Source organism: Peribacillus alkalitolerans, assembly GCF_010882125.1.
Classification (GTDB): Bacteria; Bacillota; Bacilli; order Bacillales; family DSM-1321; genus Bacillus_BN; species Bacillus_BN alkalitolerans.
On the sequence record NZ_JAAGVZ010000026.1, the window covers coordinates 24,357 to 38,861 of the forward strand.

General features: G+C 37.4%; 14 protein-coding genes and 1 pseudogene. 9 read left to right on the plus strand and 6 right to left on the minus strand.

Annotated features, from left to right (window positions below; all coding sequences use genetic code 11):
• Window positions 1-1,668 carry a ribonuclease J1 gene (rnjA, locus tag G3O09_RS19680; protein ID WP_163103148.1) on the minus strand — a complete coding sequence of 556 codons (1,668 nt, stop codon included), beginning with the start codon at window positions 1,666-1,668 and terminating at the stop codon, window positions 1-3.
• A 2-nt stretch (window positions 1,669-1,670) separates the two neighbouring features.
• On the minus strand, window positions 1,671-1,880 hold the full coding sequence (locus G3O09_RS19685; protein WP_163103149.1) for a DNA-dependent RNA polymerase subunit epsilon: 210 nt from the start codon (window positions 1,878-1,880) through the stop codon (window positions 1,671-1,673).
• 558 nt (window positions 1,881-2,438) lie between these two features.
• Here G3O09_RS19685 and G3O09_RS19690 point away from each other — a divergent pair.
• A complete protein-coding gene (locus G3O09_RS19690; protein ID WP_163103150.1) occupies window positions 2,439-3,212 on the plus strand; it encodes a Cof-type HAD-IIB family hydrolase in 774 nt (257 codons plus the stop codon).
• A gap of 270 nt (window positions 3,213-3,482) precedes the next feature.
• Here the strand turns inward: G3O09_RS19690 and def are convergent, their stop codons facing one another.
• A complete protein-coding gene (def, locus tag G3O09_RS19695; RefSeq protein ID WP_163103151.1) occupies window positions 3,483-4,037 on the minus strand; it encodes a peptide deformylase in 555 nt (184 codons plus the stop codon).
• A gap of 258 nt (window positions 4,038-4,295) precedes the next feature.
• Between def and G3O09_RS19700 the strand changes: the two genes are divergently transcribed.
• From G3O09_RS19700 to lpdA, 5 genes are all read left to right on the plus strand, one after another.
• Entirely contained in the window at window positions 4,296-4,961 is a 666-nt protein-coding gene (locus G3O09_RS19700; RefSeq protein ID WP_163103152.1) for a YkyA family protein, read from the plus strand.
• A 647-nt stretch (window positions 4,962-5,608) separates the two neighbouring features.
• The gene (pdhA, locus tag G3O09_RS19705) at window positions 5,609-6,724 is read left to right on the plus strand and encodes a pyruvate dehydrogenase (acetyl-transferring) E1 component subunit alpha (protein WP_163103153.1); all 1,116 of its coding nucleotides are present in this window, start codon (window positions 5,609-5,611) and stop codon (window positions 6,722-6,724) included.
• Between the two features lie 3 nt (window positions 6,725-6,727).
• Window positions 6,728-7,705, plus strand: a complete 978-nt coding sequence (locus G3O09_RS19710; protein WP_163103154.1) for an alpha-ketoacid dehydrogenase subunit beta — start codon at window positions 6,728-6,730, stop codon at window positions 7,703-7,705.
• Between the two features lie 123 nt (window positions 7,706-7,828).
• Window positions 7,829-9,208, plus strand: coding sequence for a dihydrolipoamide acetyltransferase family protein (locus G3O09_RS19715; protein WP_163103155.1), 1,380 nt, complete (start codon window positions 7,829-7,831; stop codon window positions 9,206-9,208).
• A gap of 4 nt (window positions 9,209-9,212) precedes the next feature.
• A complete protein-coding gene (gene lpdA, locus G3O09_RS19720) occupies window positions 9,213-10,622 on the plus strand; it encodes a dihydrolipoyl dehydrogenase (RefSeq protein WP_163103156.1) in 1,410 nt (469 codons plus the stop codon).
• Between the two features lie 234 nt (window positions 10,623-10,856).
• Here the strand turns inward: lpdA and G3O09_RS19725 are convergent, their stop codons facing one another.
• Entirely contained in the window at window positions 10,857-11,276 is a 420-nt protein-coding gene (locus G3O09_RS19725; protein ID WP_163103157.1) for a hypothetical protein, read from the minus strand.
• Between the two features lie 167 nt (window positions 11,277-11,443).
• Between G3O09_RS19725 and G3O09_RS19730 the strand changes: the two genes are divergently transcribed.
• The gene (locus tag G3O09_RS19730; protein WP_163103158.1) at window positions 11,444-11,686 is read left to right on the plus strand and encodes a hypothetical protein; all 243 of its coding nucleotides are present in this window, start codon (window positions 11,444-11,446) and stop codon (window positions 11,684-11,686) included.
• Window positions 11,687-11,782: 96 nt separating this feature from the next.
• Window positions 11,783-12,604, plus strand: a complete 822-nt coding sequence (locus tag G3O09_RS19735) for a polysaccharide deacetylase family protein (protein WP_240338501.1) — start codon at window positions 11,783-11,785, stop codon at window positions 12,602-12,604.
• A gap of 335 nt (window positions 12,605-12,939) precedes the next feature.
• Here the strand turns inward: G3O09_RS19735 and G3O09_RS19740 are convergent.
• Together G3O09_RS19740 and G3O09_RS19745 are read right to left on the minus strand one after the other, a co-directional pair.
• Window positions 12,940-13,142: pseudogene (locus tag G3O09_RS19740) on the minus strand (transposase); the annotation flags it as partial.
• Window positions 13,143-13,503: 361 nt separating this feature from the next.
• Entirely contained in the window at window positions 13,504-13,935 is a 432-nt protein-coding gene (locus G3O09_RS19745; RefSeq protein WP_205439690.1) for a DUF1885 family protein, read from the minus strand.
• A 328-nt stretch (window positions 13,936-14,263) separates the two neighbouring features.
• On the opposite strand from G3O09_RS19745, the gene G3O09_RS19750 reads away from it, so the two are divergent.
• Window positions 14,264-14,383 (plus strand): GapA-binding peptide SR1P, encoded by a 120-nt coding sequence (locus G3O09_RS19750; protein ID WP_163103160.1) that lies wholly within the window; start codon window positions 14,264-14,266, stop codon window positions 14,381-14,383.
• Window positions 14,384-14,505 lie beyond the last annotated feature (122 nt).

The following is a 14,505-nucleotide window of genomic DNA, read 5'->3' on the forward strand; positions in this document are numbered from 1 at the left end:
TTATACTTCCATGATGATTGGTAAAATCATTGGACGACGTTTTGTTTTTTCGTAAAGGAATGGAGCCAATGTATCAGTGATTTCATTTTTAATCTCAGACCATTGATTTGTTCTACGTTCCATGACTTTATTCAGGTGTTTGTTAATTAATGATTGTGCGTCATTGATTAAATCTCCTGATTCACGCATATAAACGAAACCACGAGAAATTAAGTCAGGACCTGCAGCAATCTTAAAGTCTTTCATATTGATGCTTACGACAACTACAACAAGGCCTTCTTCAGATAGGATACGACGATCTCGAAGTACGATATTACCGATATCACCAATACCACTACCATCAATATAGACCGAACCGGATTGGATTTTGCCAGCTACTTGTGCTGAATCGTTGCTTAATGCCAATACTTCACCATTATCCATAATGAAGCAATTTTCTTCCGGCACACCACAATCGATGGCATGACGGCTATGCATTTTTTGCATGCGATACTCACCGTGGATTGGCATGAAGAATTTTGGCTTCATTAGACGTAGCATTAACTTTTGTTCTTCTTGTCCACCATGACCTGATGTGTGGATATCATTAAGAGATCCATGAATAACATCCGCACCAGCTTTAAAAAGCATATTGATAGTACGGGATACGCTGATCGTATTACCTGGGATAGGTGAAGAAGAAAATACAACTGTATCTCCAGGAATGATTTGAATCTGTCGATGAGTGCCGTTAGCAATACGTGATAGTGCAGCCATCGGTTCACCTTGGCTACCCGTACATAGAATCGTAACTTGGTTAGCTGGTAAACGATTAATTTGGTTTGATTCTATAAATGTATCTTTTGGACAACGGATATACCCAAGATCTTGTCCGATTTCAATTGCTGCTTCCATGCTTCGTCCGAATACTGCCACTTTACGGTTATTAATTACAGCAGCTTCTACAACTTGCTGTAAACGGTGAATATTTGATGCAAAAGTAGCGAAAATAACACGTCCATCTACTTTTCTGAAAATATCATGGATACTATCCCCAACTTTACGTTCTGACATAGTAAAGTGAGGCACCTCACTGTTGGTGCTGTCAGATAGTAAGCAGAGTACGCCTTCTTTACCGATTTCCGCCATCTTTGTTAAATTCGCTGGTTCTCCTACAGGAGTAAAATCAAACTTGAAATCTCCAGTATGTACAACTTGACCAGGAGGAGTTTTTACTACTACCCCATATGAATCTGGAATACTGTGAGTTGTACGGAAGAACGTAACAGATGTTTTACGGAATTTAATGATGTCATCTTCTTGGATTTCAATCATTTTCGTTTGTCGAAGCAAACCGTGCTCTTCTAATTTGTTCTTAATTAAACCAAGAGCTAATTTGCCACCGTAGATAGGGATGTTAATTTCTTTTAATAGATATGGAATCCCACCGATATGGTCTTCGTGACCATGTGTGACAAACAGACCTTTAATTTTTTCTTGGTTCTTTACAAGGTACGAATAATCAGGAATAACGTAATCAATCCCTAATAGCTCGTCCTCTGGGAATTTAATCCCAGCATCAATTAAAATAATTTCATCTTGGAATTGAACACCATAAGTATTCTTTCCAATCTCACCAAGTCCGCCAAGGGCGAAAACGGCTGTTTGATCATTTTTTACAAATTTCATACCTATAGCTCCAATACTTTATATTGTTCATTTTGTTTTTCGTACTCTAAATAAGATCCTTTAACCAATTCCACGAACTCAATGTTATAGGCTTCATTTTTTAATTTCAGACGCACATCACGCTCTGAATCGCCTTCAACATAAATCGTCCTTGTTTTTTCACGTACAGGTACTTCATTTGCTTTCTCTTGATAGTAAACTTTATAAACCATTTTAATCGCTCCTAACTTACCCATTATCATTTCTTATTTCATTATATAAAAAAACAGTATTTATTTCATGTTTTTGAATATGATGTTTTCATTTCCTTAAATTACCTGTTGAAGAAAGTATGTAAACGGACAAACTGTATACTTAGAAACTTTACACGAAAGAATAAGCCCTTCGCAAGTGTTGAAGGGCTTTAAATTCGAATTTATGCAATTGTTTTTTTTCTAAGCATGTCCTTCCATTGCTTTAGAAGCCTTCTACGGAGCTTTTTGAGCATGACAATCACTCCTTCTTATTTATATTGTAAACGATTGCTCAATAAAGTAAATATGCCTTTTCTAGTGATTCTAAAAAAAGGCAAGTGCCTACTGTAAGGCAAGTCCGATTCGTTTATTTTTATTATACGGAATTTATAAGATTTCTTGCCTGATTATTGTTGGAAATTATTTGATTTAAGAACTATTAGAATCCACACCTATGTCGTTTGCTTGACTTTTCAAATCGACAGTTATTTAATGGAGGGTATTAATTTAGGGAAAAAAGAATGGAAGTGGAAGCAAATGAGTAAAAAAATAGTCTTTTTTGATATAGATGGAACCCTTTTAAACCATCAGAAGGTTATTCCAGATTCAACGAAAAAAGCAGTCAAGCAGTTGCAGGAAAATGGGGTTTTTGTGGCTATAGCAACAGGAAGGGCGCCATTTATGTTTGAAAACATTCGAAAAGAATTGGATATAGAATCTTTTATTAGTATAAATGGACAATTTGTTTTATTTGAAAATGAAGTACTGAGCAAGACAGCATTGCCAACAGATGAAATAGAACGTCTTAATGAACAATCAAGAAGTCTTAAGATTCCGTTAGTATTCTTAAATGAAAAAACTATGAAGGCAAATGTCCATTCAAATGAACGGATTGAAGAAGCAATGAGTTCCTTGAAATTTCCTCACCCTGAATTTGATGACACATTTTATTTGGAAAATGAAATTTTTCAAGTGTTAATGTTTTGTACAGAAGATGAGGAACATCACTTTATGGATCAATACGATCAATTCCGTTTGATTCGATGGCATAAAAAAAGCGTCGATGTACTGCCTATAATGGGTTCTAAAGCTGAAGGAATAAAACAGTTCATAAAAAAAGCAGGATTTGAAATGGAAGATGTTTATGCCTTTGGTGATGGATTGAATGATATTGAAATGCTACAAGCTGCTGGAACTGGAGTAGCGATGGGGAACGCATCTGACGAAGTGAAACAACATGCAGATGTGATTTCAGATTCAGTTGATGAAGATGGAATTTTTAATGGTTTAACAAAACTAGGATTGATTTAATTAAAAGGCTTTGTTAAATTCCTCTGTTGATTTGTTTCTAAGTTGACTGGAGCGGAAGGGGAGAGACACCTCGAAACTTCATTCGCATTTCCTTCGTGTATGTTTATTCGAGGTGATGTTTCAATGTCATGCGCGAAGAGTTGGTCAAGGGAGATCCCACGGGCGACCATTAGGCAGAGGATGCTCCAAAGCATAGAGCAGATTAGTTAAACAGAGGCAACAAAAAAAAGGAAATAGGCCAAAAGCCCATTTCCTTTTTTATGTTGAAGCCTATCTTTCGATTGGGACTGCATCTGGTATTGGATTGAATGGGTTGTTATTATCAATGTGGTCATAGAACATAATTCCGTTCAAATGGTCAATTTCATGTTGGAAGACGATTGCTGGAAGTCCTTTTAGCCGTAGTTTTACTTCCTCGCCATTCAATGTGATTCCACTGACAGTAACACGTGCATACCGAGGTACATATCCTGGTACAGCCCGGTCTACAGATAAACAGCCTTCTCCAGAGGTTAAATAAGATTTTTCTAGTGAATGGCTTACAATTTTGGGGTTAAAAAGAGCATAGCTATATAAAATGCCTTTGTCATCAAATACATGGACAGCAATCATTCTTTTGGAAACATTGATTTGTGGAGCTGCTAACCCAATTCCAGGACGTAAGCCGAATTTGGAAGCAATCTCTGGATTTTGACTATTGATCACATATTCAAGCATGGATGCCAATATCATTTTATCTTCATCTCTTGGAGGAAGATTTACTTCTTGAGCAATTTTTCGTAAGGAAGGGTGACCTTCCCTAATAATATTATTCATAGTCAGCACGGTTTTCACCCCTAAGATTATGTATATAAGATAATGTAAAATTCTATCCTAAGTTTCTTCGTATGTAAATGAGGGTATGATTTTAAGGGTACAATTCAAGTTTGTTAAGATGATTATATAAAATTTAGTCATTTTTTATTATGCAATCTCATATATTTGATACTATAGGACAAGCTCTCAGGAGGTATATATCTCCTATTGTAAAAGAAAGTTTTTTTACTTATAGTAGAATGTGTTATTAAATGGGGGGAATTGCCAGTGTTCAAAGCTAGACATCTAAGTATCGTGCTACTCTTGGTCATCACATTTACCATCTCAGGCTGTTTGAATAAAACCTCTCCAGAGGAAAATCTATTAACGTTGTTAGAAAATATCGTAAAGAATGAAAAGGTTTTCGAAAAACAACAAGTGCCATTAACCAAGCTTGAAGAACAAGAAAAAGTCCTTTATGACAAAATCATTCAATTAGGGATGAAAGAGTTCGATCAAATCGTTAAACTTTCTGATGAGGCAATTGTAAATGCCAATAAACGCGAAGAAGCAATGAAAAAAGAACGAGAAAGCATTCAATCCTCAGAAGAGGAGTTCAAAAAGATAGACTCCATCATTAAAGAAATCGAGGATAAAGAAACAAAAAAACAAGCCAAAGAATTAAAAAAATTAATGGAAACCAGATACGCTGCACACGAGCAGTTGTTTGACTCATATATGGAAAGCATACAAAAAGACATTACAGTTTATGAGCAATTTAAAAAAGAAGACTTAACGCTGGAAGAACTCCAAAAACATATAGATGAAGTAAATGCCTCATATGATGAAGTCATGAAAACTAATGACATTTATAACAAAGCTACAGATGAATACAACCGTGAAAAAATGACGTTTTATAAGCAAGCAGGTTTGAAAGTAAAAGTAGAAGAATAAACAAAACGAGGGTGCTCTTAAAGCGAAAGCTTGGGTCACTCTTTTTTTGTTTTTAGGAATGCTTGATGTGGAAAAAAGTAATGATCAACTAAGAGTCCAAATAATGCCCGTTCCGCCAGAAGAATGAGACACGGTCCCCATAAATCCAATCCTACTATTCCCTCTACTAAATCAAATAAAATCACATAAATCCTTTATTAAAATAATATTGGCAACAGAGTTAAATGTTGGTTTAAAGGCAATACTAAAAGGTGGAGAACTATTTTTCGAAGACTTGTCCACTTTAAGTTCTTTTTATAGTACAGAGAAGAGTGCAATTATATAACAGTTTTAAATTATTCTAATATGTTATAGAAAAGGTTCATGAAGAACATGAACTGAGAGTGTACTGTTTATATAGGTTGACTAGCTTGTGATACAGGAGTAAACTATTTTACGGGATAGAGTATTGTATCATTTTAATTGCCAAATCTATTGTAACAGAATAAAATATCACTTGAAGTAACATTTCTGTGTTTTATCTATGTCTTTTGTGGAAAATTAAAATGAGACTATGAGTTCTGTCAAGAATTAGTGCTCTACTTGCTTTGAAATGTTCAAGGCATTTAATAAAATTACCTTTTAATTGAAAGGATGAGGTGACTCGGATGGCTTCCAAAGCTACTAAAGCAAAATTTGATGTAAAACAACAGCTTGCCAATGTGGAAGATCAGTTCCAAACTTTACAAATCTTGAATGAAGAAGGCGAAGTTGTAAATGAAGCAGCAATGCCTGATCTGACAGATGAGCAATTACAAGAATTAATGAAACGCATGGTTTATACACGTATTTTAGACCAACGTTCTATCTCTTTAAACCGTCAAGGACGTTTAGGTTTCTATGCACCAACAGCTGGTCAAGAAGCTTCTCAACTTGCTTCCCAATTTGCATTAGAAAAAGAAGATTTCATTCTTCCTGGATATCGTGATGTTCCTCAATTAATTTGGCACGGACTTCCGTTGCACCAAGCATTCTTATTCTCACGTGGACACTTCGAAGGAAACAACATTCCTCAAGGGGTAAATGTAATTTCACCACAGATCATTATTGGTGCTCAATACATCCAATGTGCGGGTGTTGCTCTTGGTATGAAAAAGAACGGAGCTAAATCTGTTGCTATTACATATACAGGTGACGGTGGAGCTTCACAAGGTGACTTCTACGAAGGTATCAATTTTGCAGGTGCATTTAAGGCTCCAGCAATCTTTATCGTTCAAAACAACCGTTTTGCGATTTCTACTCCTGTTGAAAAGCAATCAGCGGCTAAGACAATTGCTCAAAAAGCAGTTGCAGCTGGTATCCCTGGAATTCAAGTTGATGGAATGGATCCACTTGCTGTTTATGCAGCGGTTCGTGACGCTCGTGAGCGTGCAGTCAACGGCGAAGGTCCAACTTTGATTGAAACTTTAACATACCGTTACGGTCCACATACGATGGCTGGAGATGATCCAACTCGTTATCGTACTGCTGATCTTGACTCAGAATGGGAAAAGAAAGATCCTTTAGTTCGTTTCCGTAAGTTCCTTGAGAAGAAAAGTCTTTGGACTGAAGAAAAAGAAAACGAAGTAATTGAAAAAGCTAAGGAAGATATTAAAGAAGCGATTGCAAAAGCTGACGCTGCTCCTAAGCAAAAAGTTACTGACTTAATGAACAACATGTTCGAAGAAATGCCATCTAACCTTAAAGAACAATATGAAATTTATAAAGAAAAGGAGTCGAAGTAAGCAATGGCTCAAATGACAATGATCCAAGCAATTACTGATGCCCTTCGCATTGAAATGAAGAAGGACGAAAAAGTTCTTGTTTTCGGAGAGGACGTAGGGGTAAACGGTGGTGTATTCCGTGCCACTGAAGGATTGCAAAAAGAATTCGGCGAGGACCGAGTATTTGATACTCCTCTTGCTGAATCTGGTATCGGCGGTCTTGCAATTGGTCTTTCACTACAAGGCTTCCGTCCAGTTCCAGAAATCCAGTTCTTTGGTTTCGTGTTCGAAGTTATGGATTCAATCAGCGGTCAAATGGCTCGTATGCGTTACCGTTCTGGTGGACGCTACAGTGCTCCTGTGACGATTCGTTCACCATTTGGTGGTGGTGTACATACACCTGAGCTTCACTCTGATAGCTTAGAAGGATTAATGACTCAACAACCTGGTTTAAAAGTTGTTGTACCTTCAACTCCATACGATGCAAAAGGACTTTTAATCTCTGCGATTCGTGACAATGATCCAGTTATTTACCTTGAGCATTTAAAACTATATCGTTCTTTCCGTCAGGAAGTTCCTGAAGGTGAATATACAATTGAAATCGGTAAAGCTGATGTTAAACGTGAGGGTACTGATCTTTCCATCATCACTTATGGCGCAATGGTTCACGAATCATTGAAAGCTGCTGAAGAGCTTGAGAAAGAAGGCCATTCTGTAGAGGTTGTTGACCTTCGAACTATCAGCCCATTAGATATCGAAACGATCATTGCTTCAGTTGAAAAAACAGGACGAGCTATGGTTGTCCAAGAAGCACAAAAACAAGCAGGTGTAGCTGCTAACGTTGTTGCTGAAATCAATGACCGTGCTATTTTAAGTCTTGAAGCTCCAGTACTTCGTGTGACGGCTCCAGATACAATCTATCCGTTCCCACAAGCTGAGAGTGTATGGTTACCTAACTATAAAGATGTTATTGAAACTGCTAAAAAAGTATTGAACTTCTAATTATTAGATGAGGTCAAAGGTAGGGACTGCCCGAAATGCGAAAGTTAACTTGCATTTTTGGCAGCTTCTGCTTGTTTAAACCGAAAATCAGCTGTTCAATTTGAAGATAGGAGGTTGGATGACTTGTCATTCCAATTTAAATTACCTGATATTGGTGAAGGAATCCACGAAGGTGAAATTGTTAAGTGGTTCGTAAAGCCAGGAGATAAAGTACAAGAAGACGACGTTCTTTGTGAAGTGCAAAACGACAAGGCAGTTGTGGAAATCCCATCCCCAGTTGCTGGTGCTGTTGAAGAAATCAAAGTTGCAGAAGGAACGGTAGCTGTTGTAGGTGACGTCCTAATCACTTTTGATGCACCGGGCTATGAAAACTTGAAGTTTAAAGGTGAGGAAGAAGAAGGCGAGAAAGGTACTGAAGCTCAAGTACAAGCTACTGCTGAAGCAGGAAAAGAAGTGAAAAAGGATGTTCAGAAAGATGAGCAGCCTAAAGACCAAGCCACTGGTGCTGGTGCACAGCCTGCACAAGTTGAGACTGCAGCTGCACCTCAAGCTGATGTGGACCCTAATCGCCGTGTGATTGCTATGCCATCCGTCCGCAAATTTGCACGTGAGAAAGGTGTAGATATCCGTCAAGTTGCAGGATCTGGAGACAATGGTCGTGTAATGAAAGAGGATATTGAAACATTCTTAGCAGGTGGAAATAAAGTGGCTGCACCACAGGCTGCTCAAGCTGAAACAGCACAAGCAGCTCAAGCTGAGAAAACAGAAGCAAAAGCTGCTGTAGCTATTCCAGAAGGAGAATTCCCTGAAACACGTGAAAAAATGAGTGGAATCCGTAAAGCAATTGCTAAAGCTATGGTAAACAGCAAGCATACTGCTCCACACGTAACGTTAATGGATGAAATAGACGTGACGAAACTAGTCGCACACCGTAAAAAGTTCAAAGATGTGGCAGCACAAAAAGGAATTAAGCTTACTTTCTTGCCATATGTGGTAAAAGCATTAACAAGTGCACTACGCGAATTCCCAACGCTGAACACTTCTATTGACGATGCTGCTAGTGAAATCATTCAAAAGCACTATTACAACATTGGTATTGCAGCTGATACGGAAAAAGGCTTGCTTGTTCCAGTTGTGAAAAATGCTGATCGTAAGTCCGTATTTAATATCTCGAATGAAATCAATGAATTGGCTACAAAAGCTCGTGATGGCAAGCTTTCACCGAACGAAATGAAAGGTGCTTCATGCACAATCACTAACATCGGTTCTGCAGGTGGACAATGGTTCACTCCAGTCATCAATCATCCTGAAGTAGCAATTCTTGGTATCGGCCGTATCGCTGAAAAAGCGATTGTACGTGATGGTGAAATCGTAGCTGCACCAGTTTTAGCTTTATCTTTAAGCTTCGACCATCGTATAATTGACGGGGCGACTGCTCAGAACGCGTTAAATCATATTAAGCGTTTACTGAATGACCCTGAATTATTGTTAATGGAGGCGTAATAAAATGGTAGTAGGCGATTTTCCAATTGAAACAGAAACTCTAGTAATAGGCGCTGGCCCTGGAGGATATGTAGCAGCAATTCGTGCAGCACAATTAGGTCAAAAAGTAACAATCGTAGAAAAAGGTAATTTGGGTGGAGTTTGTTTAAATGTTGGTTGTATCCCATCTAAAGCGTTAATTTCTGCAGGTCACCGTTATGAACATGCTCTTCACTCTGAAGATATGGGTATCACAGCAGAAAATGTTAAGGTTGATTTCTCTAAAGTTCAAGCTTGGAAAGCTGGAGTTGTTAAGAAGTTAACTGGTGGCGTTGAGGGTTTATTAAAAGGGAACAAGGTTGAAATCGTACGCGGAGAAGCATATTTTGTCGACGAAAATACAGTTCGTGTTATGGATGAAAATTCTGCACAAACATACAAGTTCAAAAATGCGATCATTGCAACTGGTTCTACACCAATCGAGATTCCTTCTTTCAAGTATTCTAAACGTGTACTAGATTCTACTGGTGCTATTAACCTAACTGAAATTCCTAAGTCCATGGTAGTTATTGGTGGAGGATACATCGGTACGGAGCTAGGTGGAGCTTATGCTAACTTCGGTACAAAAGTTACGATTCTTGAAGGTACGGATGACATTCTTGGCGGATTTGAGAAGCAAATGTCTCAGCTAGTTAAGAAGAACCTAAAGAAAAAAGGTGCTGAAATTGTTACTAAGGCAATGGCTAAAGGCGTTGCTGAAACAGAAACAAGCGTAACAGTAACTTATGAGGCTAAAGGTGAAGAAGTGAAGGTGGAAGCTGACTATGTACTAGTTACAGTTGGTCGCCGCCCTAACACGGATGAGCTTGGCCTTGACCAAATTGGAGTGAAAATGGCTGAGCGTGGCTTAATCGACACTGATAAGCAATGCCGTACAAGTGTTAAAAACATTTTTGCTATCGGTGATATCGTTTCAGGACCACCATTAGCTCACAAAGCATCATATGAAGGTAAAATTGCAGCAGAAGCAATCGCTGGACATCCATCTGAGATCGATTATATGGCAATCCCAGCAGTTGTATTCTCTGATCCAGAACTTGCTTCCGTAGGGTATACTGAGCAACAAGCAAAAGAAGAAGGATTAGAAGTAATAGCTGCTAAATTCCCGTTTGCTGCAAATGGTCGTGCATTAGCATTGAACAACACAGACGGATTCATGAAGCTGATTACTCGTAAAGAAGATGGCTTAGTCATCGGTGGCCAAATCGCAGGTCCAGGAGCATCAGATATGATCGCTGAACTTGGATTGGCAATCGAAGCAGGTATGACTGCTGAAGATATCGCTATGACAATCCATGCTCACCCAACATTGGGCGAAATTACGATGGAAGCAGCAGAGGTTGCATTAGGAAATCCAATCCACATTGTAAAATAATATACTAGGGTACTCATTGAATCTATCATTGATTCAATGAGTACCCTTTTTTTGCACTTTAAAAATGTTTGTATTGGTTTGCAGTATAGAAGAAAGGCACTTTAGCAATGAAGTATAAGTGAATTGTAAGTGGTTAACAAATGTTTCAGGCATAGTATCTGAATTTTTCATAGAAAAAGGCGACTACGGGAGTCGCCTTCATCAGTATGTAGAAAAGAAATAGCATTAAATCTGCTACTTACCTTCTAATTTTTGATGTTCTTCTTCAAGGACTCGATGTATTTTCTCCACAATAACTTCCTTATTTGTATGAACTCCTTGAATCTCAAGCTTTATTTTTCTATTTTCCATAATTACAATAGCAGGGGCCTGGATATGATTTAATAATTGGCTAGTTTCTTTGAATTTTTTAGAGTCTGCCTCAATAACTACCATTTGATTTGTTTCCTTAGGAAACTTGTCCTTAAGTTCGATTAGAGCATCATAGTATTCGTTTTCAAGCATATATTTATCTTTACTAGTGACAAAAAGTAACTGTTTATTTTCTGTTCTTGGCAATGCAGTTGAACTTGACTCTGAAAGGGAACTGAAAGAAGAGAGGATGAATGTACAAACTGAAAAAAATGCAATAACAAGTGGATGGATTCTTCTCATTTAATATATCTCCTTTTCTTAAGTCTCGTTAAACGGATTTTAACATGGAAGACTTAACAAATTGGACGTGTTAACAAACTTGTTAAGTAAATGAAATAATGAAAGTTGTTTAGAAAAAAAAGTCACAAATTGTAAAATGATATTAGAATGATGCGGGGTGATTTATCATGAAAAGTTACGTCGTTTTTTTACTTCAAATCATGGTATGGAGTGGATATACGTTAGCAGAATGGTTATCCCAACATGATCGTATAGTTTTTAAGGTGGTTATGTTTATTGTGTTTTTTAATATTGCGGTATGGATTGCGAAGAAAATTATCCAAACCAATTCTCAAACAGCATTCATAACCTTTGTAAGTTTAAGCACCTATACAATTTTTCATGTAATAATGAATCAGTGGATGAACTAGTCAAGTAGTAGAATGTTACTAGAGTCATGTAGTCTTTCATCCGTTATAATATTTAGGTGATAGCAACTTAGGCGAGAAAGTCGGTGTGCAATGAATATGAAATTATTTTATCTCATCCTTTTAATAGTAGGTTTATCCGCTTGCTCACAAGAATCGGTGACAACTAAAAATGTAGAAAAAGCAGAGCCTGAGCATATTGAAGAGAAACAGGTTAATACAGAGGATTCTACAAATACTACCGAAACTCCAAAAGAAGAAGTTACTGCTATTCAGGAACCTGAAAAATTGTACAAGTTAAATGAAGCGAATTGGACAATTGAACCCATTAAAGAAGGGAACAGGAAAGTAGTGCTGTTAACCATTGACGATGCACCAGATAAAAATGGGTTAGAAATGGCTAAAATCCTTCATTCACTAGGAGTACATGCAATCTTTTTTGTAAATGGACATTTTATAGATTCTGAGGAAGAGAAACAAACATTAAAACAAATTCATGATTTAGGTTTTTTGATAGGAAACCATACGTATAGTCATTCAAACTTGAGTGAATTGACACCGGATCAACAAAAAGTGGAAATATTAAATCTTAACCAAGAGATTGAAAAAATAATAGGGGAAAAACCTGCATTCTTCCGTGCACCTTTTGGAGTCAATACCGATATTTCGAAACAATTGGTTAAACAGGAAAAAATGCTATTAATGAATTGGACCTACGGGTACGATTGGGAAAAGAATTATCAAAATTCTAAAGGACTGGCTCATATTATGGTAAACAGTCCATATTTAACAGATGGGGCCAACCTGCTAATGCATGATCGACCATGGACGAAAGATGCACTTGTTGACATTGTAAAAGGGTTACAGGTAAAAGGTTATGAAATAGTAGATCCTATTCTTATTGAAACAGGTGTTCAATAAAAAAGCTTGCCGACATCGGCAAGCTTCAGATTGTCGATAAAAGATATCGAGAGTACGCTCTCTCGATACCTTTTGTCATTTTTGATATGTATGGTAGGCGAAAAGGTTGATTTCCGCTCCAGCCGCTTGCTTTCCGGGGGGCGTTCGCCGAGCCTCCTCGTCGCTATCGCTCCTGCGGGGTCTCGCCTGTAACGCTAATCCCCCAGGAGTCAAGCGCCTCCCACTCCAATCAACCAGTGTCCTTGAAAAATCAACTAAAAACCTGTTCATTAAGCTTTATCAATCATCCTCAAGCAACTTTCTATGTCCAAGTTGCCAGTTTCTTGAAATTCATGGACATATTTAATAAATGTCATTTTAAATAAGACAACCGGATCTATACTAGGACGTCCTAAATTAGAGTAGAGGTGTTCGACTAACGGATAAATAAAGGTAAAATCAATAGCTGCATCGAGTTTTCGGACTAAGTGGAAACAAGTTGTTCAATGGCCAGCATTTCTAATTGTTCACGTTCATTGATTTGATTTTTAGTCATCATCGTTTATCACCTCAAAATTATGTACGAGCACAGTTGATTGGAGAGGAGGGCGACGACTCCTGCGGGAAAAGCGTGAGACTTGAGACCCCGCACGAAGCGTAGCGAAGGAGGAGGCTCAAGCCACGCCCGCGGAAAGCGTTCGCCCGGATCGGAAATCAACTTCTAGTTCTTAGCTCCCTTTTTTCATTGTAAAAGAAAAAAACTGTAGGCAAACTCGAAAATCTTCGAGTTTGTCTACAGTCTGAAGCTTGCCGGCATCGGCAAGCTTTTTTAATTTTTATAGGTATATGGTCTACATAGTGAACAATTATAAGGATAAAACGTAAGTGTTGTAATTCTACTAAGTTCAAATATTAGCGAATTATCTTTTATAGTCGTAAATAATTCTTCCATTAAATAATTGTAGCTCTCCATTCAATTTTTTGGAGAGGTATTTGCATAGTTCGTTTGCTTTTCCTTTATCTCCAAATGTGGATGTTTGTGCTAATGATACTTGTACGTAAGTTTGGATACGCTCGTTGGCATTATCATCTAAGACTTTTTCTTGATCAATGCCTAATAGTATAACATTATATCGATCGGTTTGTGATTGCAGGTAAAACCATCGGCCCTTACCATTTTCAGTTTCTTTTATTTCATAGGGAAATGCATGCTCTTCATAATCCCATCCTAGCTGATGTCCTGTTTTAATAGCTGTACCTTTATATGTAAGCAATAAATCCTTTAATTCATCAGTTGTAATGATTTCTTTTACAGAGCCGGGAACTAACTTAATATAAGCATTTTCAGCCATGATAATCTCCCCTTTATTCATCATCTTGATCATATTAGCGAGGCTATTCTTAGGTGTCATTGTTTACCAAGTTGTTATCGTTTTCATTCTAGCATTCTATCATAAAAAAAGACAGACTAATCAAATAAAATATGATGATTGTTCATAGTTCTTAATTTCTGATTGTTACATATATTTATGACAATTAAAATTAAAACTTGGACTAAAAGTACAATCATTTTGTTAAATGTTACATACAATTTACTATTGAAAGTTTTAATGTGTTATATTATTATTAACTTAAGAAAAGAAACCGCTTTCAATAATAAAACAAAAAGGAGTCTGAATGATGGGAACTATTATTTGTCAAACTTGCAATGGTACAATTGAGTCTTTTGAGGATGAAAAAGTGTCGGTTCTGTATTCGAAGTGTGATGAATGTCATCCAGGTTCAGATCAAAATAAATAATGTGAAAAAATCCCGCCGAATAATCGAGGGCACTGAAAAAGTCCGCTTTAACAATTAGGGAGTCAATCGCTCGATTTTAATCGAGCGATTGACTCCCTTTTTGCTTTATACTAAAGATATCA

Coding starts and splice junctions, on each gene's coding strand:
- rnjA (WP_163103148.1), bottom strand. CDS start 1,668: ATGAAATTTGTAAAAAATGATCAAACAGCCGTTTTCGCCCTTGGCGGA.
- lpdA (WP_163103156.1), top strand. CDS start 9,213: ATGGTAGTAGGCGATTTTCCAATTGAAACAGAAACTCTAGTAATAGGC.
- G3O09_RS19750 (WP_163103160.1), top strand. CDS start 14,264: ATGGGAACTATTATTTGTCAAACTTGCAATGGTACAATTGAGTCTTTT.
- G3O09_RS19685 (WP_163103149.1), bottom strand. CDS start 1,880: ATGGTTTATAAAGTTTACTATCAAGAGAAAGCAAATGAAGTACCTGTA.
- G3O09_RS19745 (WP_205439690.1), bottom strand. CDS start 13,935: ATGGCTGAAAATGCTTATATTAAGTTAGTTCCCGGCTCTGTAAAAGAA.
- G3O09_RS19730 (WP_163103158.1), top strand. CDS start 11,444: ATGAAAAGTTACGTCGTTTTTTTACTTCAAATCATGGTATGGAGTGGA.
- G3O09_RS19690 (WP_163103150.1), top strand. CDS start 2,439: ATGAGTAAAAAAATAGTCTTTTTTGATATAGATGGAACCCTTTTAAAC.
- pdhA (WP_163103153.1), top strand. CDS start 5,609: ATGGCTTCCAAAGCTACTAAAGCAAAATTTGATGTAAAACAACAGCTT.
- G3O09_RS19710 (WP_163103154.1), top strand. CDS start 6,728: ATGGCTCAAATGACAATGATCCAAGCAATTACTGATGCCCTTCGCATT.
- G3O09_RS19735 (WP_240338501.1), top strand. CDS start 11,783: ATGAAATTATTTTATCTCATCCTTTTAATAGTAGGTTTATCCGCTTGC.
- G3O09_RS19725 (WP_163103157.1), bottom strand. CDS start 11,276: ATGAGAAGAATCCATCCACTTGTTATTGCATTTTTTTCAGTTTGTACA.